Source organism: Rothia sp. 11254D007BW (assembly GCF_053548195.1).
In genome coordinates, this window is sequence record NZ_JBPWPK010000001.1 from 767,559 (window position 1) to 792,381 (window position 24,823).

Sequence of the window (24,823 nt, forward strand, 5' to 3'; positions counted from 1 at the left end):
CTTACGCGGGCTGTTTCGCTTTAGCGCCGTACACACGCTGCTGCTGTTCGATAACCCGTTTAATTTCTTTAACAATTTGATGTGGTCGTTGCCTTACGTCGGCCCAGCGATACCGTCGAAACATCCAGCCCTCGTTTTGGAGGAGAGACTCACGATACCGTTCCAGATTTTCCTGATTAACTTGAGTACCAAACTCTGTATATTTGATGTTTCCATCAAACTCAAGGGCAATTTTTAAATGCTTATACCCTAAATCAATCCTGAATGACTTACCGCGCACCTCTACTTGAATCTGCTCATCAGGCCAAGGCAGCCCAGCGCCAACAAGAATCAGCCTCAACAGAGTCTCACCGGGGCTTTCTGCATGTGAACTCATTATCTCGGCAACCCGCCGACACTTGACATAGCCCCATCCGCTGACCTGTTGCAAAGCTGCAGCAAGCACGTCATATGAAACCAACCCCTGATTCAAAGCACTATCCGCAACTACAACAGCGTCCTTATGCGGAAGAAATCGAGCACAATCAATAACTGTTCGGATAACTGAGGTCGCTTTAAGGCCGCTCTCATGCGTTTGAACAGATGGCACTGGAGTGGAGCTATAGTGTTTACGAACCAGCTTGCCGCGTCCCCTCGACTGAACCCGAGTGTGGACATCAACTAGCTCTGGAACATTCAAGATTGCCAGACCATGCAACGTTGCAGCTGCTAAATGAGTAAATATTGTTTCAGGACTTGCCAAAAAGACAGCAATAATATGAGCTCTATACTGCTCATAATATTTCAGGGCTGACCACCACTGTTCATCGCAGTAAACACCGGGCCGTAATCGGTGCAGCTCTCCCTTACGTACTTTAGAACTTAGTGTCGCGTCAGATACTCCGTCGTTCAGCAGCTCATCTCTATGTTTAACGTGTGCAAAAATCTCATCGTTTCTCATGCTATGAGTGTGCTGCCGGCCCGCTCTTAAAGCTACCTCAATGAGGTCTGTGGAAAACTTGCTAGCCGAAGTTCCTTGAATTCCATGAGGTTGGGACTTGCTCAGCAATGAAAACTGGTGAAACCGTGACGGAATTATGACCCGCTATCCACCTTTATCCACAAGGGGACCGCAAAACCAAAAAGGGACCGCATATTATGCGGTCCCTTTTTGAAAATCAGGTCCCCTTGCAGGGAAGTGTTTAGAGGGGGAGCACCGGGCCGCCCACGAAGGGGTCGACCGCCAGGGCAATGAACAGCACGGTCAGGTAGGTGATGGAGCCGTGGAAGACCACCATAGCGGTCCGGCTGGTTGCCTGCTCGGCCAGTGCCAGGCGGTGCAGCTTGTGGCAGTGGTAGAGGAACCAGGCCCCAATCAACACAGCGGTCGCCGTGTACACCCAGCCAGCGCCGCCCAGGGGCACCAGCAACAGGGAGCACATCACCATAGCCCAGCCGTAGAGCACCACCTGCACCGAAACGCTCTTGGCCGAGTCGGTCGCACCCAGCATGGGAATGCCGGCGGCCCGGTAGTCCTCGGCGTACTTCATCGACAGAGGCCAGTAGTGCGGGGGTGTCCAGAGGAAAATCACCATAAAGAGCACCACAGCTGCCCAAGAAATGGTGTTCTCTACAGCTGCCCAGGCGATAAAGACCGGCATGCAGCCCGCAAGGCCGCCCCAGACGATGTTCTGTTTGGTGCGCTTCTTCAGCCACAGGGAGTAGAAGACAACGTAGAGGAAAATCGCGACGACGCCGAGACCGGCAGCCAGCGGGTTCACCAGGAAGTAGAGGTACACGATTGAAACAACCGACAACACCCAGGCAAAGACGAGGGCTTCCCGGTCGGTCAGCTCTCCGGTGACCAGCGGACGCTTCTCGGTGCGCTTCATCAGTCGATCAGCTTCGCGGTCGATATAGCAGTTGAAGGCACAGGACGCGCCAGCGGCAAGTGAGCCGCCAATCATGGTGTGGAGCACCAGCCAGAGGTTGGGGAAGCCACCGGCGGCAAAAATCATGGTGGGCGCGGTGGTTACCAGAAGCAGCTCAATAATTTGAGGCTTCGTGAGGTGAATGTAGGCCCTAATTTTGCGGCCCAGGGAGACGCGGCCGGGTGCAGGCGCAGCGGGGGTTTGCTGGCCTTCTTCGGTACGGTCGATCACGGTGTTGATGCCATGGCCCTTCACGTATGCTGACTTCCCTTGACTGTTGTGTGAGCAGCTCTTCGGTTCCCCCGCCGGGTGATTCACTATGTGAAACAGGTGGCGCTTTTCGGCGTGTTGGGGTGCGGACGCCGTCTGCGCGCCCGGGTGCCCCTCGCACCGATTTTTTGGGTGGTGCCCATCACTTTTAGCCGGGGTTGGCCGGTTTGTGAGCACGCCAAAAGAGCTTTTGGTCAAATTACATCGTATAACGCCCACCTACCCCCTGGCTAATAGATTAAGCGCACCCTCAAGCGGGGGCGTCCGCTGAGAGGCAAACCAAGCCCACATATGCGCAGGTGAACTATCCTGGAAGTAGCGTCTTTTGCCGGTTTTACCGTGTGCTTGCGTGGGCTTGTCCCGCTGGGCGTCGGTGGGCGGGTAGAAGAATAAGTTTGATGAATATTTCTGGGTAGCCAGATTGAGAGAGGACGGCTGATGCCTAACCTGAATCAGAAGCTTGAATGGACCGAGAAAGACCAGCGCGCGGTTGATACCGCTCGCGTGCTTGCTGCGGACGCCGTTGAGAAGGTTGGCTCGGGCCACCCCGGTACCGCTATGAGCCTGGCTCCTGTGGCCTACCTGCTCTTCCAGAAGGTCATGCGTCAGGATCCCCGCGATGACCGTTGGGAGGGTCGTGACCGCTTCATTCTCTCCCCCGGACACACCTCGCTGACCCTCTACAACCAGCTGTTCCTGGGTGGTTTTGGTCTGGAACTTGACGACATCAAGGCCCTGCGCACCGCGGGCGCCCTGACTCCCGGCCACCCCGAATTTGGCCACACCAAGGGCGTCGAAATCACCACCGGTCCCCTGGGTCAGGGCCTGGCGTCCGCTGTGGGCTTTGCCTACGCCCAGCGCCGCATGCGCGGCCTCTTCGACCCCGAAGCTGCCCCCGGCACCTCCCCCTTTGACCACACCGTCTTCACCATTGCTTCTGAGGGCGATGTGCAGGAGGGTGTAACCGCCGAGGCGTCCGCTCTGGCCGGCCACCAGCAGCTGGGCAACCTGGTCGTGATCTACGACCGCAACCACATCTCCATTGAAGATGACACCGACGTCGCCTTCACCGAGGACGTCGCAGCCCGCTACGAGGCCTACGGCTGGGACGTTGCCAAGGTCGATTGGACCGCTGGCGGCGACTACAAGGAAGACGTCGAGGCCCTCTACGACGCTATCGTCGCAGCAACCAAGGTCACAGACAAGCCCTCCTTCATCGAGCTGCGCACCATTATCGGCTACCCCGCCCCCACCAAGCAGAACACCGGCGGTATCCACGGCTCCAAGCTGGGTGCCGACGAAGTTGCAGCCACCAAGAAGGTACTGGGCTTCGACCCCGAACAGCACTTCGTGGTGGAGCCCGAGATTCTTGAGCACACCCGCGCCCTGGTTGAGCGCAGCGCAGCTGAGCGTGACGAGTGGCAGAAGTCCTTCGACGCCTGGGCTGCCGCCAACCCCGAGCAGGCCAAGCTCTACGAGCGCCTGGTTGCGGGCGAGCTCCCCGCCGAGCTTGATGAGGCCCTGCCCACCTTTGAGGCTGGCACCTCCATCGCTACCCGTGCAGCATCGGGCAAGGTCATCAACGCTATCGCTCCGGTTCTGCCCGAGCTCTGGGGCGGTTCAGCCGACCTGGCCGGGTCAAACAACACCACCATCGATACCGAGAAGTCCTTCAACCCCGAGTCCCGCTCCACCAAGAACTGGACCGGCCACCCCTACGGTCGTGTGCTGCACTTCGGTATTCGCGAGCACGCCGCCGCAGCTATCACCAACGGTATCGCGCTGTCTTCGCCCACCCGTCCTTTCTCCGGCACCTTCTTCGTCTTTACCGACTACCAGCGCCCGGCCGTCCGCCTGGCAGCGCTCATGGGTGTGCCCAACATCTTCGTCTGGACCCACGACTCTATCGGTCTGGGTGAGGACGGCCCCACCCACCAGCCCGTTGAGCACCTGACCGCCATGCGCGCTATCCCCAACCTCGATGTTGTGCGCCCCGCTGACGGTAACGAAACCGCTGTAGCCTGGCGCAAGATTCTGGACATCAAGGACCACCCCGCCGGCCTGGTGCTCTCCCGCCAGAACCTGACCAACGTGGCCCGTGAAGACCTGCACGCGGACGCCGAGGGCGAGAAGTTCGCTTCGGCTAACGGCGCGGCCCGCGGCGGCTACATCCTGGCTGACACCGAGGGTACCCCCGACGTGATCCTCATTGCCACCGGTTCTGAGGTCGAGGTTGCCCTAGCTGCCCGCACCCAGCTGGCAGAAGAGGGTATCGCCGCCCGCGTTGTCTCCATGCCCTGCCGCGAGTGGTTCGCAGCCGAGTCTGCCGAGTACCGCGAGTCAGTCATCCCCTCCGCCGTCAAGGCCCGCGTGACCGTTGAAGCCGGTCTGGCCATGCCCTGGATGGACATTCTGGGCGAAGCAGGCCGCGCCGTTTCCCTGGAACACTACGGCGCCTCAGCCTCAGCCGAGGAACTCTTCGCCGACTACGGCTTCACCGCCGAGAACGTCGCAGCCAAGGCTCGCGAGTCCATCGCCGCTGCCCGCTAACCGAACTTTAAGTTAAGGAAAACATTATGACTACCCCCACCCAGAAGCTTTCAGACGCAGGCGTCTCCATCTGGCTCGATGACCTCTCCCGCGAGCGTCTCACCAGCGGTAACCTGCAGGAGCTTATCGACACCAAGAACGTGGTCGGTGTAACCACCAACCCCTCCATCTTCGCCGCCGCCCTGTCGAACGGTGCAGCCTACGCCGAGCAGATGAAGAAGCTGGCAGCAGAGGGCACCGAAGCAGAGGCAGCTGGCTTTGCTGCCATGATTGACGACGTGCGCGACGCCTGCGACGTCTTTGCCCCCATCTACGAGGCAACCCAGGGCTTTGACGGCCGCGTCTCCATCGAGGTCTCTCCCCTGCTGGCCCGCGAATCAGCTGCAACCCTGGCCCAGGCTAAGGAGCTCTACTCAGCAGTTGGCCGCGACAACGTCATGATCAAGATTCCCGCCACCGAAGAGGGCCTAGAGCCCATCGCTGAGGCCCTGGCTGAAGGTATCTCGGTCAACGTCACCCTGATTTTCTCCCTGGAGCGTTACCGCGCCGTCATCAACGCCTACCTGCTGGGCCTCGAAAAGGCACTGGAAAACGGTAAGGACCTCTCAAAGATCCACTCCGTTGCCTCCTTCTTCGTCTCCCGCGTCGACACCGAAATCGACGCCCGCCTTGAGGCCATCGGCACCGACGAAGCTCTCGCCCTGCGCGGCAAGGCCGGTGTAGCTAACGCCCGCCTGGCCTTCGAGGTCTACGAGCAGGCCTTCTCCTCCGAGCGCTGGGCCCGCCTGGAAGCCGCAGGTGCCAACCGCCAGCGTCCGCTCTGGGCATCCACCGGCGTGAAGAACCCCGCCTACCCCGACACCCTCTACGTCACCGAAATTGCAGCCCCCGGCACCGTCAACACCATGCCCGAGGCAACCCTCAACGCAACCTTCGACCACGCAGAGGTTGCGGGTAACGCTATCGAGGGCACCTACGAGGAATCCACCGAGATCCTCAACCAGCTCGAAGCTGTAGGTATCTCCTACAACGACGTGGTAGAAAAGCTGGAAACCGAAGGCGTTGAGAAGTTCGAGGTCTCCTGGAAGGAACTGCTCGACACCGTCACCGCCGCACTGGCTGACAGCAAGTAGTACCGTTTCACGCTGAGGGTGGGGGTCACATCCCCCACCCTCACTGCACCCGCTCACCATCACCCCAGCCCGGCGGCAAGCACCCGCCGGCGGTGGGCACTAGTACACTAGAACAAGAGAACCGCGGCAGCCCCCACAGCTTTCACAGCTGCCGCCCCAACCAACCTGTGAAGGATTCACGGCGGTGGCCAACACTCACGATTCAAACCCCCTGCGCGACCCGCGCGACCGCAGACTGACCCGCGTGGCGGGCCCGTCCTCTCTGGTCTTCTTCGGCGTCACCGGCGACCTTGCGCGCAAGAAACTACTCCCCGCGGTCTACGACCTGGTTAACCGCGGCCTGCTCCCGCCCAGCTTCGGCCTGGTCGGTTTCGGACGCCGCGAGTGGAGCCACGAGGACTTCCAGCAGGAGGTGCGCGGGCACGTTGAAGCCCACGCCCGCACTCCCTTCCGAGAGGACGTCTGGAACCAGTTCGCTGCCGGCATTCGCTTTGTCACCGGCACCTTCGACTCCGATGAGTCCTTTGAAAAGCTCAAGGCAACCCTGGCAGAACTCGACGAAACCCGAGGCACCCGCGGCAACCACGCCTTCTACCTGTCGATTCCTCCCAAGGACTTCGACCAGGTACTGCAGAAGCTAGCCGATCATGACCTAGCCAACCACAACCAGCACGAGGGTTGGCGTCGTGTGGTTATCGAAAAGCCTTTCGGCCACAATCTCGAAACCGCCCGCGAGCTCAACGCCATTGTTGAGCGGGTCTTCCCCGCCGATTCGGTCTTCCGTATCGACCACTATCTGGGCAAAGAAACCGTGCAGAATATTCTGGCCATGCGCTTTGCCAACCAGATGTTCGAGCCCCTGTGGAACGCCACCAACGTCGACCACGTGCAGATCACCATGGCCGAAGACATCGGCATCGGTACCCGCGCTGGCTACTACGACGGCGTGGGCGCTGCCCGCGACGTCATTCAGAACCACCTGCTGCAGCTGCTGGCGCTCACCGCCATGGAAGAGCCCGTCAGCTTCAACGCCGAGCACCTGCGCGCCGAGAAGGCCAAGGTGCTTGAGGCAGTCCAGATTCCCGACGACATTGCCTCAGCCTTTGCCATCGGCCAGTACGCTGCCGGCAACCAGGGCGGTGAAGAGGTCAACGGCTTCTTCGACGAAAACGACATTCCCGCCGACTCCCGCACCGAAACCTTCGCCGCTCTCAAGCTGAACATCAACACCCGCCGCTGGGCGGGCGTACCCTTCTACCTGCGCGCGGGCAAGCGCCTGGGTCGCCGCGTCACCGAAATTGCTGTGGTCTTCAAGAAGGCCCCCAACCTGCTCTTCGGCGGTAGTGCCGATAGCTCCGGCCAGAACGCGATTGTGATTCGAGTGCAGCCCGATGAGGGCATGACCCTGCGCTTTGCCTCTAAGGTGCCCGGCACCCAGATGGAAATTCGTGACGTCAACATGGACTTTGGCTACTCCCACTCCTTCACCGAAGAGTCCCCCGAGGCCTACGAGCGTCTGATTCTCGATGTGCTGCTCGGTGAGCCCCCACTCTTCCCCCGCCACGAAGAGGTTGAGCTCTCCTGGAAGATTCTTGACCCCTTCGAAGAGTACTGGGAAGAAAACAAAATCAAACCCGAAGCCTACGCCCCCGGTTCGTGGGGCCCGGCTTCAGCCCACGAAATGCTGGAACGCGACGGCCGTGCTTGGAGGCGCCCATGATGAAGAAACTCAAAGACACCACTGTGGGCGAGGTTGCCAAGGAGCTCTCCCGCCTGCGCAGTGAGGAGGGGGCGACCACGTCCTCTCGTGTGCTCACCCTGGTCATTCTGGCCGAGAAGGGCCACTCAAAGACCGCGGTTGAGGCGGCCCTGAAGGCCTCCTACGAGCACCCTTCCCGCATTATCGTCCACATTGATTACGGTCAGGACGCCGACGATCGGCTTGATGCCCGCATTTATGTGGGCGGCGACGCGGGTGCTTCAGAACTCATCATTCTGCGCGGGTACGGTTCGGCGGCTGTTGCTACCGAGTCCCTGATTTCGGGGCTGCTGCTACCCGACTCCCCTATCGTTGCCTGGTGGCCCCACTCGGTCCCCGAGAACCCGGCAGAGCACTCTATCGGCAAGATTGCCCAGCGCCGTATCACCGATTCAGCCCGCGCCTACGACCCCTTGGGTGTGCTAGAGAAGCTGGCTGCCAGCTACAAGGACGGTGACACCGACCTGGCATGGATTCGCCTGACCCTCTGGCGTATTCAGATTGCTGCTGTCTTCGACCAGATCGAGCCCTCCCCCGTCAAGCGCGTGGTGGTCTCCGGTTCGTCCATGAGCCCCTCGGTCGTTCTACTCGGTGCCTGGCTGGGTGACCGCCTGGGCGCTGAGGTACACCTGCGCACCACCGATGTACAGCGCGGCCTCTACAAGGTAGAACTTGAACGCGAAGACGGTTCCATCATCATCCACCGCCCCGGTCGCAACATTGCTACCATTTCTTCCCCCGGTGTGCCCGACCAGCAGATTTCCCTGCCTGCGCGCTCCCTGGCCGACTGCCTGGCAGAAGAGCTGCGTCGCCTTGACCCCGATGAGGTCTACGGCGAGGTGCTCAAGTCTGTTGTCGCCAGTGGCAACATCGTGGTCGATGTGAACGTAGACGATGTGCACGATGAGGGCGCCGACTATACGGAGGTCTACGATGCCTAATCCTATCGTCGTTTCCCACCTTGATAAGGCCCAGCTGCAGCTGGCCGGTGCCACCCGTATCATCAATGTAGCTGCCACCGCTGTGGCTGCCCGCGGTATTGCCCACCTCTCGCTGACCGGTGGCACCATGGGCATTGCGGTACTTGCGGGTATTGCAGAAAGCCCGCTGAGCGCTACCGTGGACTGGTCTAAGGTTCATTTCTGGTGGTCAGACGAGCGTTTTGTGCCGCGCGGCCACGCTGATCGCAATGAACAGCAGGCCAAGGACGCCTGGCTCACCTCCCTGAGGCTACCGGAAGAGAACCTGCACATCATGGGTGCCTCAGATGATTTTGATACCCCGGAGGCAGCGGCCGAAGCCTACACCGCTGAGCTAGCCCGCTACGCCCCCGAGGGTGAAGCGTCCCCCCTCTTTGACCTGACCCTGCTGGGTATGGGACCCGATGGCCACATCGCCTCCCTCTTCCCCGACCGGGCTGAAATTCTAGAGGCTGAGGCCACCGCCCTTGCGGTGCACAACTCACCCAAGCCCCCGCCCACCCGCGTGAGCCTGACCCTGCCGGTGATCAACTACTCAGAGCGCATCTGGTTCCTGGTTGCCGGTAGCGACAAGGCCGATGCAACTGCCCGCCTGAGGGCGGCGTCCGCTCTGCCTGAAACCCAGCTAACCGCCGAAATCCTCACCCAGACCCCGGCAGCTGGGGCCCGCGGCCTGCTTGAAACCCTGATTCTGGCAACCGAGGACGCCATCGGCTCAGCTTCCTAGAGTTCAGGTATTCAGAGACAAAAAATTCCCGCCTACCGGTGAACCGGTAGGCGGGAATTTTTGATGTAAGCCTAGATAACAGCGGTTTCTGAGAAACGCAGCACCAGGGCGTAACCGATAATCGCAAAGACCCACAGCAGAATCACTGTAACGGTCAGGCGAATCAGGTTTTTAGATGCCATGCCCGAAGAGTTCAGGGAGGTGGTCATGCCACCACCGAACATATCTGAGAGGCCGCCGCCCTTACCGCGGTTCAGTAGAACCAGCAGGATGGTAAGAATGCTCGCGATAGCGATGAGGACCATCAGGATAATCTTGAGGGTTTCCACGCAGAACCTTTCAGTCGGGTTGAAGGGCGTTTCGAAGCGCCATCAATCTACTATACCCCTAGTTAGGGTATTTTTTAGGCCTTGTAACGAGCGATGTTAGCGAATTCGGTGGCGTCGAGGGAAGCGCCGCCCACCAGTACGCCGTCGACGTCTGCCTCAGCCATAATCTCGGGGGCTGATGCTGCCTTGACGGAGCCGCCGTAGAGTACGCGCACCTTGTCGGCGACCTCTGCGGAGTAGAGCTTGGTCAGTTCCTCGCGGATAGCCTTGCTCATTTCCTGGGCGTCAGCTGCGGTTGCAACCTTGCCAGTACCGATAGCCCAGACGGGCTCGTAGGCTACGACCAGGGTCTCAGCCTGTTCTGCGGTTAGGCCCTCGATGGAGCCGCGCAGCTGCTCCAGGGTGAACGCAACGTGCTCGCCAGCTTCGCGCTTGTCGAGGCCTTCACCCACGCAGAGCACGGGGGTCAGGTCGTTTCGGTAGGCTGCCTGTACCTTGGCGGCGCAGATACCGTCGGTTTCACCGTGGATGGTGCGACGCTCTGAGTGACCAACCAGTACGTAGGTTGCGCCCAGCTTCTTGAGGAAGACGCCGGAAATGTCGCCGGTGTAGGCGCCAGAATCCTGGTCTGAGAGGTCCTGGCCGCCGTAGACGATGTTGAGCTTGTCGCCGTCAACGAGGGTCTGTACGGAGCGGATGTCAGTGAAGGGAGGGAAGACGGCAACTTCAGCGGTGTCGTAGTCGAAGTTGGTGTCGTCCAGGGTCCAGGCCAGCTTCTGGAGCAGGGTCACACCTTCGGTGTGGTCCATGTTCATCTTCCAGTTGCCTGCGATGAGGGGCTTGCGAGTCATGGGCTCGTTCCTTTCGCGAAATCTTGAGGTGGGTGGGCAGGACGCGGCGGGTGCGGCGTCCTGCCCCTTGGTGGTACTAGCGGTGGCTAGTACCGGATGGTGTTTTAGGCGCCGAGGGCTTCGAGGCCGGGCAGGGTCTTGCCTTCGATGTATTCGAGGGAGGCACCGCCGCCGGTGGAGATGTGGCCGAACTGGTCGTCGGAGAAGCCCAGGTTGCGTACTGCTGATGCTGAGTCGCCGCCGCCGATGATGGAGAAGGCTTCTGATTCAACGAGTGCATCGGCTACTGCCTTAGTGCCGCCTGAGAAGGCTTCGATTTCGAAGACGCCTACGGGACCGTTCCAGAAGACCAGCTTGGCTTCCTTGATCTTCTGGGCGAAGAGTTCACGGGTGGCGGGACCGATATCGAGGCCTTCTGCCTTGGCGCCCAGCTTACCGCCGGTTAGGTCTTCGATGGGGCGGATTTCGGTGTTGGCGTCGTTGGAGAAGTCATCTGACCAGACGATGTCTGAGGCGATAATCAGCTCGGTGCCCTTCTTGGGGGCTTCTTCGAGGTAGCGCTTGCAGTTCTCGAGCTGGTCCTCTTCCAGCAGGGACTGGCCGACCTCGTAGCCCTGGGCCTTGGCGAAGGTGTAGCCCATGCCGCCGCCGATGAGCAGGGCGTCAGCCTTGCCGATGAGGTTGTCAATCACGGCCAGCTTATCTGAAACCTTAGCGCCACCCATCACAACGACGAAGGGGCGGTCGGGGTTCTTGATGACCTTCTGCAGAACGTCAACTTCGGTCTTGACCAGGTCACCCAGGTAGGCGGGCAGTTCCTTGGCGATGTCGTACACCGAGGCGTGCTTGCGGTGAACGGCGCCGAAAGCGTCGTTGACGTAGGCACCGTTCTCGCCGGTCAGGGCAGCCAGTTCTGCTGCGAATTCGGCGCGCTCGGCGTCGTCCTTGGAGGTTTCGCGGGCGTCGTAGCGCACGTTTTCAACGACCAGCAGTTCGCCGTCCTTCAGGGCCTCAGCCTTGGCCTTGGCGTCATCGCCCACCAGGTCGGTTGCGATCGCAACGGGGAAATCTGCCAGTTCTGCCAGGCGTTCTGCTGCGGGCTTGATGGAGTACTGGGGGTCTACCTGACCCTTGGGGCGACCCAGGTGGGCGGTGACGATGACGCGGGCACCGGCGTCGGTGAGCTTCTTGAGGACGGGCAGGGAGGCACGGACGCGGCCGTCATCGGTGACGACACCGTCCTTGAGGGGTACGTTCAGGTCTGAGCGGACGAGGACGCGGCGGCCTGCTACGCCACCGTCAATAAGCTCTGCAAGAGTCTTAGCCATGGGAGTTTTCTCTCCATCGTTTGTGAGGGTGAATAGGGTGGGCACCTGGTGAGTGCTGGGTATAGGTAAGGGTTAGCGAATCGCGCGCGTGCGCGTGGATCCGCTAACCCTATCCTATTGCTGTCTCATGAAAGACCGGTGGATGTCAGCTTAGAGAGCTGCAACTACCTTGTTGGTGAACATGACCAGGCGTGATACGTAGCCGTATTCGTTGTCGTACCAGGCGATAACCTTGACCTGGTTGCCGATGACCTTGGTCAGGGGGGCGTCGAAGACGGTTGAGACGGGCTCACCTTCGATGTCCTTGGAGACGATGGGCTCCTCGGAGTAGGTGATGATGCCCTTCATAGCGCCCTCAGCTGCTTCCTTGACGGCTGCGTTGACTTCTTCAACGGTAACTTCGCGTGAAGCGGTGAAGGTCAGGTCGGTGATGGAGCCGGTGGGGGTGGGAACGCGAACAGCGAAGCCGTCCAGCTTGCCCTTCAGTTCGGGCAGAACCAGGCCAACAGCTGCTGCTGCACCGGTTGAGGTGGGAACCATGTTCAGGGCTGCGGCGCGGGCGCGGCGCAGGTCTGAGTGGGGGGCGTCCTGCAGGCGCTGGTCAGCGGTGTAGGCGTGGATGGTGGTCATCAGACCGCGCTCGATACCGAACTTGTCGTTCAGTACCTTAGCCATGGGTGCCAGGCAGTTGGTGGTGCAGGATGCGTTTGAAACGATGTTCATGGTGGCTGAATCGTACTGGTCGTCGTTGACGCCCATAACGAAGGTGCCGTCGATGTTCTTACCGGGTGCAGAGAGGATAACCTTCTTGGCGCCAGCTTCGAGGTGAGCCTTTGCCTTCTCACCGTCGGTGAAGAAGCCGGTGGATTCGAGAACAACGTCTACGCCGAGGTCTGCCCAGGGGAGGTCTGCGGGGTTGCGCTCAGCCAGAACCTTGATTTCCTTGCCGTTGACGGTCAGGCCGTTTTCAGAAACAGCAACTTCGCCGTCGAAGCGACCCATGATGGAGTCGTACTTGAGCAGGTGTGCGAGGGTCTTGACGTCGGTCAGGTCGTTGATAGCAACGATTTCGAAGCCTTCGCCGTGCTGCTGTGCTGCGCGGAAGAAGGTACGACCGATGCGGCCAAAGCCGTTAATAGCTACGCGTACAGTCACTGAAATCAAACTCCTAGATACAGTTAGTGACGTTGGTGGACGAGACGCCGGTTCTGGCGTTTCATCGCCGAACTTGGGAAAACGTGGTTCCTTCAGCTCAAGCGGGTGAGCTCTCGTCCGGTTCGTTAACCATCATACCCTGTTTATGTGAGTTTTGGTGTGTTTCTGTCGGTTTTTTAAGTGGACTTGCGTGTGTTTATGGACGCTTGACCCCAGTTTTGACCTGGAAATATGGGTTTTGTCGGGTGAGAGCATGAGGAAGACCACCCAGTAAAGGGCAAACCAACAAAAACCCACACAGCCTAGTTGAGGTGGTTTGTGCCGTTCACGCCCGCTTCAGTGCCGGGGATTCCACGCTCGGCGGCCCGTTTATCGGCCATGGCAATCAGGCGGCGGATACGGCCGGCGATAGCATCCTTGGTCATGGGTGGTTCAGCCAGGCGGCCCAGTTCGTCTAAGGAAGCCTGCTTGTGGGCAACACGCAGCTCACCGGCGTAGCGCAGGTGCTCGGGTACCTTATCACCCAGGATTTCCAAAGCCCGTTCAACGCGGGCACCGGCGGCGACAGCGGCCTGGGCTGAACGGCGCAGGTTGGCGTCGTCGAAGTTGGCGAGGCGGTTGGCGGTCGCGCGAACCTCTTTACGGGCGCGGCGTTCCCGCCAGTTGTCGAGGGCGTCCACAGCACCCATGCGCTCTAGCAACAGGGAGATGGTCTCGCCGTCGCGCACGACCACCCGGTCTACTCCGCGTACTTCGCGGGCCTTAGCAATCACATCCAGTCGGCGGGCGGCACCGACCAGGGCCAGGGCGGCCTCGGGGCCTGGGCAGGTAAATTCCAGGGCGGACGAACGCCCGGGCTCGGTCAGCGAACCGTGAGCCAGGAAGGCCCCGCGCATGACAGCTTCAGCATCGGCCAGGGAGCCGTTGACCACGGCAGGGGGTAGACCGCGGACGGGGCGACCGCGTCCGTCCAGCAAACCGGTCTGACGGGCTAGCGCTTCGCCGCCCTGATCAACGCGAACAACGTAGCGTCCGCCCCGGCGCAGCCCGCCACCCGAGATAGAGGTAATGGAAGCCTCATGGCCGTACATTTCGGCGATGTTATAGCGCAGGCGCTCTGCGGTAGTTTCAAGGTCAACTTCAGCCTCGACCACGATTTTGCCTTGCACAAGGTGCAGACCGTTCGTGAAGCGCAAGATTGTGGCCACCTCAGCTTTGCGCACGGATGAGCGCGTGGCTTCGTAGTGTGCCAGCTCTTCTTTGACCGATGCCGTCAGGGCCATGCGGGTCTTCCTCCAAAGTAGTGTCTGCTCTTGTAAGCGAGGGTGCCGGTGTGTGGTCGGCGTTAGCGTTTGAAGACGTGCTTGTAGGCAGCTGCTAGTTTAAGGGGGTCGTGGACGCCCGGTTGGTCGGCTTCCGCTACGTCAGCCCAGAGCACCTTCGCCCCTAGCTGGGCCGCTACGTCTTCAAATGTGGTGCGCTCTCCTGCGGTCGCAGGATCAGCGATAACTGTATTAACCCTAATTTCTGGAACGTATTCACGCAAAACGAGCAGGTGGTCTGCGGCACTCATACCGCGGGTTTCTTTGCCGTCAAGTTCCAGATTCATGACCAGGCAAATCTGGGCGCTGGTGTTGAGTATGGCGTCGCGCAGGCCGGGCAGGAGCAGGTGCGGGAGCAGGGAGGTGTAAAAAGAACCCGGCCCTAGCACCACCCAATCGGCCTCGTGCACCGCGCGGACGGCGTCCGGGCAGGCTTCGGTGTTCTCGGGGAGCAGGCGGACCTTGTCCACACGCCCTGCCTTGGCGAGGGTTGCCTGGCCCTGGACAGTATCGCGGAAGGTCACCCCGTGATCGTTGGTGGTGACGATATCGCCTTCAATAATCAGGGGCGAGGTCGCCATGGGCAGCACTCGCCCGCGGGCGTTGAGTAGGGCCCCGGCCCAGTCCAGCCCGGCGATGGTGTCGTCCAGGAGCTCCCAGAGGGTGACAATCAGCAGGTTACCCAGAGCGTGGTTATTGAGGGAGGTAGGGCGTTCCGGGCTTCGAGGAGTGAAGCGGTGCTGCATGACGTCGCGCCAGGTGTGCCCCCAGTCGGTATCGTCGCACAGGGCCGAAAGAGCCATGCGCAGGTCTCCGGGTGGCAGCACATCCAGCTCTTCGCGGAGCTTACCCGAGGAACCCCCGTCGTCCGCCACGGTTACCACGGCGGTGAGGGCGGTGGTGATGAGCTTGAGGGCAGAAAGGGAACCGTAGAGCCCGTGGCCGCCACCCAGGGCAGTGACGCGCACGGGCAAATCGTGCCCCTGGGTGGTGATGGGTAGCAGACCGGTTTCGGGGAAACGGCTCATACGAGTTGCCTCAGACATTATTCACGCCCCATGTCGCGGTGGTGCACGGAGATGTTTACATCTTCCATTTCGCTCAGGCGGCGGGCGACCTCTTCGCTCACGGCAACCGAGCGGTGTTTACCCCCGGTGCAGCCGATGGCAAAGGTAGCGTACAGCTTTCCTTCGCGGCGGTAGCCAGCGATAACGGGCTGTAGTGCAGCGATGTAGTTGCTGATGAACTCTTCGGTGCCGTCCTGGGCAAAAACAAAGTCGCGGACGGCGGCGTCCTGCCCGGTCTGGGCGCGCAGACCTGGTACCCAGTGGGGGTTAGGAATAAAGCGCATATCGGCCATGTAGTGCACATCTGAGGGGGTACCGTACTTAAAGCCGAAACTCATGACGGTGATGTTAACCAGACGCTCCTTGCCCGGGGCGTAGGTTTCGCGCACCTTTTTTGCCAGCTGGTGGACGTTCATGCCGGAGGTGTCGATGATGTAGTCCGCTTCCTCCTGCAGCCCGGCAAAGATACGGCGTTCTTCGGCAATTGCCTCAGCTACAAGCCCACCCTGCTGCAGGGGGTGGGGGCGGCGCTGGGCCTCGTAGCGGGCGATGATGTCCTTATCGGCAGCGTCCATGAAGAGCATGGAGAAGTCGATATCTGAGGCACGGAGCTTATTGATAGCTTCAGGCAGGTCGGCCAGCTGGCGACGGGCACGAATATCGATACCCACAGCTACTTTGGGGAGTTTTCCCGGTGAGTCTTTGACCAGCTGGGCCAGAGAACCGAGCATCTGAGGGGGAATATTATCAACCACGTACCAGCCCTCGTCTTCGAGGGTGTTGGCTGCTGTGGATCGGCCGGCTCCCGAGATACCGGTAATCACGAGAATCTGCGGCTTGACGGTCTGCTCGCTGGAGGTGGGTGACATGGGTGGGATCTCTCGCTTCCACAAATTATTGGGGTGGTAGTTCTAGCTTAGTGCACAGCTTCATTCTTGGGGTCGCTCTCAGCACCCGGTGTGAAACGCTCCAGAATTTTCTGTGCCATGGCCGGGCCGATGCCGGGCACGGCCTGCAGCTCCTCAGCGCTCGCTTCTGAAAGCTGTTTGAGAGAGCCAAAGTGTTTGATGAGGGCTTCGCGTTTGGCAGGGCCCAGCCCGGGTACGGTGTCGAGTGCTGATTTGACCATTTCTTTACCCCGCTTAGAGCGGTGGAAGGTGATAGCGAAGCGGTGGGCCTCATCGCGAATACGCTGAATCAGGTACAGGGCATTAGAGGTTCTGGGCAGGATGACGGGGAAGTCGTCGCCCGGAAGCCAGAGCTCTTCGAGTCGCTTGGCGATACCGACCACATAGATATCGGTAATTCCCAGGTCTTCGAGGGCCCGGGTGGCGGCGGCAACCTGGGGCTGGCCACCGTCCACCACGACCAGGTTGGGCGGGTAGGCGAACTTGGCCGGTTCCTTGGTGTGCAGGTCCTCGTCGCTGATTTGACCGGACGCCCGCACCCGGGCCCCTGGGGCCTCGTCGGTGAGATAGCGGCGGAAGCGTCGGTAGATGACGTCGTACATGCTGGCGGTATCGTCGCGGGCGGCGTCCCCGGTAATGGAGAACTTGCGGTAGTCGCTCTTCTTGGGCAGGCCGTCCTCAAAGACCACCATGGAGGCCACCACGTTAGTGCCCTGCACATGGGAGATGTCGTAGCACTCGATGCGCATGAGGGCTTCGGGCAGCTCCAGGGTCTCTTGGAGCTCCACCAGGGAGGCCGAGCGGGTGGTGAGGTCCCCTGCCCGTCGGGTCTTGTGCAGGGTCAGGGCCTGTTTGGCGTTCTCGGCAACGGTTGCCATCAGCTCAACCCGGTCGCCGCGCTGGGGCACACTAATGGTCACCTTGGCTCCGCGCACACCCGAGAGCCATTCTTCGAGCTTCTTGTGGTTTTCGGGTAGAACCGGCACGTTGATGTGGCGGGGTATCTCGTTGAGGTTGTGATTGATCTCTTCCTCGGTTGACCCAGCGGCCAGGGCGGCAGCGGCTTCGCCGTAGACCTGAACCAGTAGATGGTCGACCAGGGCTTCGGGGGTGGAGTCTTCGACCTTCTCAACGATCCAGCCCCGCTGGCCGCGGATGCGCCCCGCCCGCACGTAGAACACCTGCACCGCAGCTTCTAGGTCATCTTCAACAAAGTTGAACAGGTCGGCATTCACCGAATCGGGCAGCACCACGGCGTTGCGTTCAAAAGCCTTGGTCAGGGCTTCGATGTCATCGCGCAGGCGGGCCGCCTTTTCAAAATCAAAGTCGGCGGCGGCGTCCTTCATCTGCCGGGTCAGGTCGGCAATGAACTTCTCGGCTCCCCCGGCCATAAACGAGCACAGGTCCTCAGCAATTTTCTGGTGGTCTTCGCGGCTCACCCTACCCACGCAGGGGGCGGCGCACTTGTCGATGTAGCCCAGCAGGCAGGGGCGGTCGGACGCCTGCGCCCGGTTGAAAACGCCGGCTGAGCAGGTGCGCACCGGGAAGACCCGCAAGAGGGCGTCAAGGGTTTCGCGGATAGCCCATGCCTGGGAGTAGGGGCCAAAATAGCGCACCCCCTTCTTCTTTTCCCCGCGCATGACCTGGGCGCGCGGGAAGCGGTCTTTAAGGGTGACAGCCAGGTAGGGGTAGGACTTATCATCGCGGAAGGCGATGTTGAAACGGGGCTTGTATTCCTTGATCCAGGTGTACTCCAACTGCAGCGATTCGAGCTCGCTGCCCACCACCGTCCACTCCACCGAGGCGGCCGTGTGCACCATAGCGTAGGTTTTGGGGCTCAGGGAATCTACGCGGGCAAAATAGGAGTTCAGGCGGTTGCGCAGGTTCTTGGCCTTGCCCACGTAGATAATACGCCCCACCTCGTCGCGGAAGCGGTAGACCCCGGGATTGGTGGGGATTTCGCCAGACGCCGGGCGGTAGGAGGCAGGATCGGCCACGTGTATCAGGTCCTTTGAGCTAGGTCAGGAGCGGCAGGAACCTCTAGCCCGCGCTGGATGCTGGGCTAGATTCCCCCGTCGCGTTCTGCTGACGGTGAGACGTTGTATTCGTTTTTGCGGGGCTGGCCAGAGAGCTGGGCGATAGCGTCCATAATCTGGTCGGTGGTCTGGCGGCGCTGCTTGCCGCTCATACGCTCCCCCAGTTTTTCGAAGGTCATGGGCTCCCCCACCCGCACCGTAAAACGGTGAGGGTAGACCATGTTGGAGCCCGGCTTTTGAATCTTATCGGTACCAATCAGGCCGATAGGCACTACGGTGGCCCCGGTCATGTGAGCCAGCCAGGCCACCCCGATTTTTCCCTTATAGAGGTAGCCGTCGCGGGAGCGGGTGCCCTCGGGGTAGATACCGAAGACCTTGCCCTCGTTGAGGCGGTCGAGGGCGGTTTCGAGGGCCTTCATGGACTCTTTTTTGTCGGTGCGGTTGACCGGAATAATGTCGATGACCTGGAAGAGGATCTTCATGGCCTTGCCCTTGAGACCCGGTGAGTTGACGTACTCAGACTTGGCGAGGAAGGCAACTCGACGGGGCATGAGGGCTGAGATTATCACCGAGTCGAGGAAGGCCAGGTGGTTGGAAGCAACGATGACGGGGCCCTCAGCGGGGAAGTTCTCAAGGCCGGTCACGCGGGCGCGGAAGACGGTACGGAGCAGGGCTTCGACGGTCTTTTGAGTTGCCTTGTATTTGAGGGACATGAGAACTCCTTGGTGCACAGCTGGCGGGGCCTACCGTGGCAGGCACCCCACCCGGGGTATGCTTTTTGAAATTTTAGGGCTGTTTTGACCTATTTAGCATACCCCGGCGGGGTGCTGCTGCCCTAGAGCATCTCAGCTAGGAAGCGGCCGGTGTGGGATTCGGGAACGGTTGCCAGCTGCTCGGGGGTACCGGTTGCCAGCACGGTGCCACCGCCGTCGCCACCTTCGGGGCCCATATCAATCAGCCAGTCAGCGCTCTTGATGACGTCGAGGTTGTGCTCGATCGTAATGACGGTATTGCCCTTATCAACCAGGCCCTGAACCACACCCAGGAGCTTGCGGATATCCTCAAAGTGCAGACCGGTGGTCGGTTCATCCAGCACATAGATGGACCGGCCGTTGGAGCGCTTTTGCAGTTCGGTGGCCAGCTTGACGCGCTGAGCCTCACCACCGGAGAGGGTGGTCGCTGACTGGCCCAGACGCACATAGCCGAGTCCCACGTCCACCAGGGTGTCAAGATAGCGCGAGATCTTGGTGAAAGCGGCGAAGAATTCGGCGGCTTCAGAGACCGGCATTTCAAGGACGTCGGCAATAGTCTTGCCCTTGTAGTGCACTTCGAGGGTCTCGCGGTTGTAGCGCTTACCCTTGCAGACCTCACAGGGCACGTAGACGTCGGGCAGGAAGTTCATCTCAATCTTGAGGGTACCATCGCCCGAGCAGGCTTCGCAGCGTCCGCCCTTGACGTTGAAGGAGAAACGACCGGGCTGGTAGCCGCGCATCTTGGCTTCCGTGGTTTCTGCAAAGAGCTTGCGGATGTGGTCGAAGACGCCGGTATAGGTCGCCGGGTTTGAACGCGGGGTGCGACCGATGGGTGACTGGTCCACGTGGATAATCTTGTCGAGGTGCTCCAGGCCGGTAATGGTCTTGTGACGGCCCGGCACCTGCTTGGCACCGTTGAGCTTATTTGCCAGGGAGGTGTAGAGAATATCGTTGACCAGGGTGGACTTGCCCGAACCGGAGACGCCGGTGACGGCGGTGAGCACGCCCAGGGGGAACTCGACATCTACGTTCTTGAGGTTGTTTTCGCGGGCCCCAATAACCTTGATGGTGCGCTTGGGGTCAACCGGACGGCGGGTGGCGGGCACCGTGATGGCGCGGCGTCCGGCCATGTAGTCACCTGTCACGGAGTTTTTATTCTCAAGGAGTTCAGCGAAAGTACCCGAGTGCACGATCTGGCCGCCGTGCTCACCAGCGCCGGGGCCGACGTCCACGATCCAGTCGGCTTCCTTCATTGTGTCTTCGTCGTGCTCCACCACGATGAGGGTGTTGCCCATATCGCGCAGCTTGGTGAGGGTTTCAATCAGTCGGCGGTTATCGCGCTGGTGCAGGCCGATGGAGGGTTCGTCCAGCACGTAGAGCACGCCCACCAGGCCGGAGCCAATCTGGGTTGCCAGGCGGATACGCTGGGCCTCGCCACCCGAGAGGGTACCCGCTGAGCGTGCCAGGTTCAGGTAGTCCAGGCCCACATCAAGCAGGAACTGCAGGCGGGCATCAATTTCTTTGAGCACCAGCTCAGCAATCTTAGCCTCGCGCTCACTCAGGGTCAGCGAGCGCATGAAGGTGAGTGCTTCGCGCATAGGCATGTCGGTGACGTCGGCAATCGACTTGCCGCCGACGGTGACGGCCAGGATGGTGGGGTTGAGGCGGGCGCCGTTGCAGGAGGTGCAGGCGACCTTTCGCATGTACTGTTCGTAGCGGTCTTTTGACCAGTCTGATTCGGTTTCTTCGTACTTGCGTTTGATGTAGGCGCTGGCGCCCTCGAAGCCGGAGGTGTAGCGGCGTTCGCGGCCGAAGCGGTTTTTGTAGGCGACGGTGACCTTGTAGTCTTTGCCGTTCAGGATAGCTTTTTTGACCTTGGCGGGAAGGTCTTTGAAGGGGGTGGCGAGGTCGAAGTCGAGTTCGTCGGCCAGACCGGCGAGCAGGCGCAGCCAGTATTCGCTGGTTGCCTTGCCGGTGGCCCAGGGGGCGACGGCTCCCTCGGCCAGGGAGAGGTCGGGGTTGGGCACGATCAGGTCGGTGTCTACTTCAAGGGTGGAGCCGATGCCGTCGCAGGCGGCGCAGGCGCCAAAGGGCGAGTTAAAGGAGAAGGCGCGGGGTTCTACCTCGGTGACGGCCAGGGGGTGACCGTTGGGGCAGGCCAGGTTTTCGCTGAAGGAGCGGGTGCGGCACGGGGCGTCGGCGTCCTCGTCCACGAAGTCGATGAGTACTTTGCCGTCGGCGAGCCCAAGCGCGGTTTCGACGGAGTCGGTCAGGCGCTGGTGGACGCTCTCCTTGATGGCGATACGGTCAACGACTACCTCGATGGTGTGTTTGTACTGCTTTTCAAGCTTGGGCGGGTCGGTGAGCTGGATGACCTCGCCGTCCACGCGGGCGCGGGCGTAGCCGGCGGTGGAGAGTTCTTTGAAGAGGTCGACGAACTCGCCCTTGCGGGCTGAGACGACGGGGGCGAGCACCTGAAGGCGGGTTTTCTCGGGGTAGTCCATGAGGGTATCAACGATTTGTTGGGGGGACTGCTTGGAGATTTCCTCGCCGCATTCGGGGCAGTGGGGGTGGCCCACGCGCGCCCAGAGTAGGCGCATGTAGTCGTAGATTTCGGTGATGGTGCCGACGGTTGAACGCGGGTTCTTAGAGGTAGATTTCTGGTCGATGGAGACGGCCGGTGAAAGGCCCTCGATGAAGTCAACGTCGGGTTTGTCGACCTGGCCCAGGAACATGCGGGCGTAGGAGGAGAGGGATTCGACGTAGCGGCGCTGGCCCTCGGCGAAGATGGTGTCGAAGGCAAGGGAGGATTTGCCCGACCCGGAGAGGCCGGTAAAGACGACCATGGCGTCGCGGGGGATGTCGAGGTCGACGTTTTTGAGGTTGTTTTCGCGGGCACCCTGCACACGGATATGGGTGAGGTCGTTGCCGGTGGGTTGTGTGGCTGAGCCTGCCATGAGTCACCTATCTAAGAGATTGTTTCGAAGATATATTCTATAGTCTTTGAGTGGCCGATGAAAGCGTCTCCCCCTCCCGGTTTGTACCGCCTCCTGCTCATTCTGAGGGCTTAAAACGGGCAGGGCATGGTACAAAGGCGGAATGAAGGCCTAGAATGGGGCCATGAGTGACCTAGCCAATACCCTGATTTTTGAGTCCGATGCCCTGACCGTGCGGTCCATTGCGGTATCGGAGATGGAAAACAACGTCTACCTGCTGACCCACCGGGCAAGCGGTGGGCAGGTGCTGATTGACGCCGCGGACGATTTTCCCACCATCAATACCTTCGCTCAGCAGGCTGCCGCCGCCGACTCCCCCGCTGCCCATGGCCAGACGGGAGGCGTCGTCCGCACCCTGGTGACCACCCATTCCCACTGGGACCATATCCGCGCCCTGTCCGATGCTGTTGAAGCTTGGGACCCGGCAACCTACTGCGGCGCCCCCGATGCTGAGGCTATCGCCGAGCAGGAAGGCGTAGAGGTTGAAGAACGCCTGGTGGGCGGCGAGCGCCTGACCCTAGCCGGTATTGAGCTTGAGGTGATTGCCCTGCGCGGGCATACCCCGGGTTCAATTGCCCTGGCCCTGCGGGCATCTGAGGGTGCGGACGCCGGTAAGCGGGCTCTGCTGTTCACCGGGGATTCGCTCTTCCCGGGCGGGGTGGGCAAGACCAACTCTCCCCAGGATTTTGAGCAGCTCTTTGCCGATGTTTCAGAGCGCATCTTCGGCCGCTTTGACGATAGCACCCTGGTGCTGCCGGGCCACGGCGACTCCACCACCCTGGGCAAGGAACGCCCCCAGCTGCCTTCGTGGAAGGAGCGGGGTTGGTAATAGAATCAAAGTAGAAGCACTAACACTCGACAGAAAGATGTGAGATGACCTCCCCAGCAAACTCAGGAGCCCATCAGCAGGCCCTCGCGGCATTCAAGGATATTGTGGGCGCCGACCATGTGCTCACCGCAGAGCACGCGACCATGCCCTACAGCAAGGGCTACCGCTTCGGCGGCGGCCCCCTGCTTGCCGTCCTCCGCCCCACCACCCTGGTACAGATGTGGAAGGCGCTCCAGGTCTGCGTCGACCACAACCTCATGGTAATTCCCCAGGCCTCTAACACCGGTCTGACCGGCGGTTCCGGCCCCGGCTTCCAGGACTACGACCGCCCCATCGTGCTCATCTCAACCCACCTCATCAACCAGGTGCACCTGATTAACGACGCCCACGAGGCCATCTCCCTGGCGGGCGCCACCCTCACCCACCTGACCGAAGAACTGGCACCACACGGCCGCGAACCCCACTCGGTGATCGGGTCCACCTCCATCGGTGCCTCGGTCATCGGCGGTATCGCCAATAACTCCGGCGGCAGCCAGATTCGTAAGGGCCCGGCCTTCACACGCGAAGCCATCTACGCCCGCGTCACCGAAGAAGGCAAGGTCGAGCTGGTCAACCACCTGGGCATCTCCCTGGGCGATGACCCCGAGGTCGCCCTCGACCGCCTGCAGCGCGGCGCCTGGTCGGCGGACGACGTCACCCCCGCCCCTGCCGACAGCAGCGAAACCGAGTACGCCGCCCACCTGCGCAAGATGGAGCCGACCCCCGCCCGCTACAACTCCAACCCCGAGTACCTGTTTGAGGCGTCCGGATCCGCTGGCAAAATCATGGTCTTTGCCGTGCGAACCCGCACCTTCCCGCTCGAGAAGAACCCCGCCATGTTCTACATCGGCACCCACAACCCTCGCGAGCTCGAAGAAATCCGCCGCATCTTCCTCGAAGCCGACATGCCCCTACCCATCTCGGGTGAGTACATGGGCCGTAGTGCCTTCGACCTGGCAGAAAAGTACGGCAAAGACACCTTCGTTTTCCTCAAGTACATGAGCTCTGCCCTGCAGACCCGCATGTTTGCCTTCAAGACCTGGGCTAACGGGGTCTTCGGTAAGGTTCCGGGCATCGGCCCCACCTTCGCAGACACCGTCTCCCAGCGTTTCTTCGACCTGGTCCCCAGCCAGCTGCCCAAGCGTATGCTGGAGTACCGCGACCGCTTCGAACACCACCTGCTGCTCACCGTCAGCGAGGCCCAGAAGCAGGCGACCGAAACCATGCTTAAGGACTTCTTCGCGGCTCCAGAGCACGAGGGTGACTTCTTCATCTGCACGGCGGACGAGGCACAGAGCGCCAACCTTCACCGCTTCGGCGCTGCCAGCGCCGCCACCCGCTACGCCAGTATGAAGCGCAAGGAGCTGGGCGAGCTCATCCCCATCGATGTTGCCCTGCGCCGCGATGACTGGGACTGGCTAGAAGTCCTGCCCCCTGAAATTGCTAGCCAGCTGGATGTTACCGCCTACTACGGCCATTTCTTCTGCCACGTCATGCACCAGGACTACGTCGCTAAGAAGGGCGTTGACCCCCATAAGCTGCACGATGATATCCAGGAGCTGCTCGAGGCCCGTGGCGCCAAGCTGCCGGCTGAGCACAACTATGGGCGTCTCTACCACATGCCCGAAGCTATGGTGGAGCACTTTAAGGAGCTTGACCCCACCAACACCTTCAACGCCGGTATCGGTGGCACCTCCCCCAAGAAGGACTGGGCCTAGTTACCGTTTATCCGCCTGTAGGCGGGGAACAGGTTCATCCTGACGGCTGATTTCTTAAGACAGGTGTGAGACTACACTGGTTTTTACAGACACATGAAAACCATTCTCACCAGGTTCGGTCTGTTGCCTGCGCGACCCACACGCCGCGCAGGCAACAGGCTCAA

General features: G+C 60.8%; 19 protein-coding genes. 7 read left to right on the top strand and 12 right to left on the bottom strand.

Annotated elements, in window-relative coordinates; all coding sequences use genetic code 11:
- Position 1 precedes the first annotated feature (1 nt).
- Positions 2-940 carry a type IV toxin-antitoxin system AbiEi family antitoxin domain-containing protein gene (locus tag ACEE43_RS03510; protein ID WP_237185612.1) on the bottom strand — a complete coding sequence of 313 codons (939 nt, stop codon included), beginning with the start codon at positions 938-940 and terminating at the stop codon, positions 2-4.
- A 241-nt stretch (positions 941-1,181) separates the two neighbouring features.
- Positions 1,182-2,141 (bottom strand): heme o synthase, encoded by a 960-nt coding sequence (locus tag ACEE43_RS03515; protein ID WP_377130091.1) that lies wholly within the window; start codon positions 2,139-2,141, stop codon positions 1,182-1,184.
- A 477-nt stretch (positions 2,142-2,618) separates the two neighbouring features.
- On the opposite strand from ACEE43_RS03515, the gene tkt reads away from it, so the two are divergent.
- The 5 genes from tkt (at position 2,619) to pgl (ending at position 9,329) form a co-directional block, all read left to right on the top strand.
- The gene (gene tkt, locus ACEE43_RS03520; protein WP_449106922.1) at positions 2,619-4,730 is read left to right on the top strand and encodes a transketolase; all 2,112 of its coding nucleotides are present in this window, start codon (positions 2,619-2,621) and stop codon (positions 4,728-4,730) included.
- Between the two features lie 26 nt (positions 4,731-4,756).
- Positions 4,757-5,863, top strand: coding sequence for a transaldolase (tal, locus tag ACEE43_RS03525; RefSeq protein WP_237236529.1), 1,107 nt, complete (start codon positions 4,757-4,759; stop codon positions 5,861-5,863).
- Between the two features lie 184 nt (positions 5,864-6,047).
- Positions 6,048-7,583 (top strand): glucose-6-phosphate dehydrogenase, encoded by a 1,536-nt coding sequence (gene zwf, locus ACEE43_RS03530; protein ID WP_185172973.1) that lies wholly within the window; start codon positions 6,048-6,050, stop codon positions 7,581-7,583.
- Positions 7,580-8,563, top strand: a complete 984-nt coding sequence (locus tag ACEE43_RS03535; RefSeq protein ID WP_237209351.1) for a glucose-6-phosphate dehydrogenase assembly protein OpcA — start codon at positions 7,580-7,582, stop codon at positions 8,561-8,563. The genes zwf and ACEE43_RS03535 overlap by 4 nt, the downstream gene beginning before the upstream one ends.
- Positions 8,556-9,329: a 6-phosphogluconolactonase gene (pgl, locus tag ACEE43_RS03540; protein WP_449106923.1), complete on the top strand. Its 774-nt coding sequence runs from the start codon at positions 8,556-8,558 to the stop codon at positions 9,327-9,329. The genes ACEE43_RS03535 and pgl overlap by 8 nt, the downstream gene beginning before the upstream one ends.
- Before the next feature lie 71 nt (positions 9,330-9,400).
- Here the strand turns inward: pgl and secG are convergent, their stop codons facing one another.
- The 10 genes from secG to uvrA form a co-directional block, all read right to left on the bottom strand.
- On the bottom strand, positions 9,401-9,658 hold the full coding sequence (gene secG / locus ACEE43_RS03545; protein ID WP_135012009.1) for a preprotein translocase subunit SecG: 258 nt from the start codon (positions 9,656-9,658) through the stop codon (positions 9,401-9,403).
- Positions 9,659-9,732: 74 nt separating this feature from the next.
- A complete protein-coding gene (tpiA, locus tag ACEE43_RS03550; protein WP_449106924.1) occupies positions 9,733-10,509 on the bottom strand; it encodes a triose-phosphate isomerase in 777 nt (258 codons plus the stop codon).
- 104 nt (positions 10,510-10,613) lie between these two features.
- Positions 10,614-11,837 (bottom strand): phosphoglycerate kinase, encoded by a 1,224-nt coding sequence (locus tag ACEE43_RS03555; protein WP_449106925.1) that lies wholly within the window; start codon positions 11,835-11,837, stop codon positions 10,614-10,616.
- 150 nt (positions 11,838-11,987) lie between these two features.
- Positions 11,988-12,992 (bottom strand): type I glyceraldehyde-3-phosphate dehydrogenase, encoded by a 1,005-nt coding sequence (gap, locus tag ACEE43_RS03560; protein WP_237185603.1) that lies wholly within the window; start codon positions 12,990-12,992, stop codon positions 11,988-11,990.
- 302 nt (positions 12,993-13,294) lie between these two features.
- Complete coding sequence (gene whiA / locus ACEE43_RS03565; protein ID WP_237212037.1) at positions 13,295-14,275, bottom strand: DNA-binding protein WhiA; 981 nt, start codon at positions 14,273-14,275, stop codon at positions 13,295-13,297.
- Positions 14,276-14,337: 62 nt separating this feature from the next.
- The gene (locus tag ACEE43_RS03570; RefSeq protein WP_449106926.1) at positions 14,338-15,360 is read right to left on the bottom strand and encodes a gluconeogenesis factor YvcK family protein; all 1,023 of its coding nucleotides are present in this window, start codon (positions 15,358-15,360) and stop codon (positions 14,338-14,340) included.
- Positions 15,360-16,250 carry an RNase adapter RapZ gene (gene rapZ, locus ACEE43_RS03575; RefSeq protein ID WP_431464335.1) on the bottom strand — a complete coding sequence of 297 codons (891 nt, stop codon included), beginning with the start codon at positions 16,248-16,250 and terminating at the stop codon, positions 15,360-15,362. Before rapZ ends, ACEE43_RS03570 begins: the two co-directional genes overlap by 1 nt.
- A 47-nt stretch (positions 16,251-16,297) precedes the next feature.
- Entirely contained in the window at positions 16,298-18,286 is a 1,989-nt protein-coding gene (gene uvrC, locus ACEE43_RS03580) for an excinuclease ABC subunit UvrC (protein WP_449106927.1), read from the bottom strand.
- A 65-nt stretch (positions 18,287-18,351) separates the two neighbouring features.
- The gene (locus ACEE43_RS03585; RefSeq protein WP_449106928.1) at positions 18,352-19,038 is read right to left on the bottom strand and encodes a lysophospholipid acyltransferase family protein; all 687 of its coding nucleotides are present in this window, start codon (positions 19,036-19,038) and stop codon (positions 18,352-18,354) included.
- A 122-nt stretch (positions 19,039-19,160) separates the two neighbouring features.
- Positions 19,161-22,034, bottom strand: a complete 2,874-nt coding sequence (gene uvrA / locus ACEE43_RS03590) for an excinuclease ABC subunit UvrA (RefSeq protein WP_449106929.1) — start codon at positions 22,032-22,034, stop codon at positions 19,161-19,163.
- Between the two features lie 163 nt (positions 22,035-22,197).
- Here uvrA and ACEE43_RS03595 point away from each other — a divergent pair, with 163 nt between their 5' ends.
- Positions 22,198-22,902 (top strand): MBL fold metallo-hydrolase, encoded by a 705-nt coding sequence (locus tag ACEE43_RS03595; RefSeq protein ID WP_449106930.1) that lies wholly within the window; start codon positions 22,198-22,200, stop codon positions 22,900-22,902.
- Positions 22,903-22,946: 44 nt separating this feature from the next.
- On the top strand, positions 22,947-24,659 hold the full coding sequence (gene dld / locus ACEE43_RS03600) for a D-lactate dehydrogenase (RefSeq protein ID WP_449106931.1): 1,713 nt from the start codon (positions 22,947-22,949) through the stop codon (positions 24,657-24,659).
- The last annotated feature ends 164 nt before the right edge of the window (positions 24,660-24,823 follow it).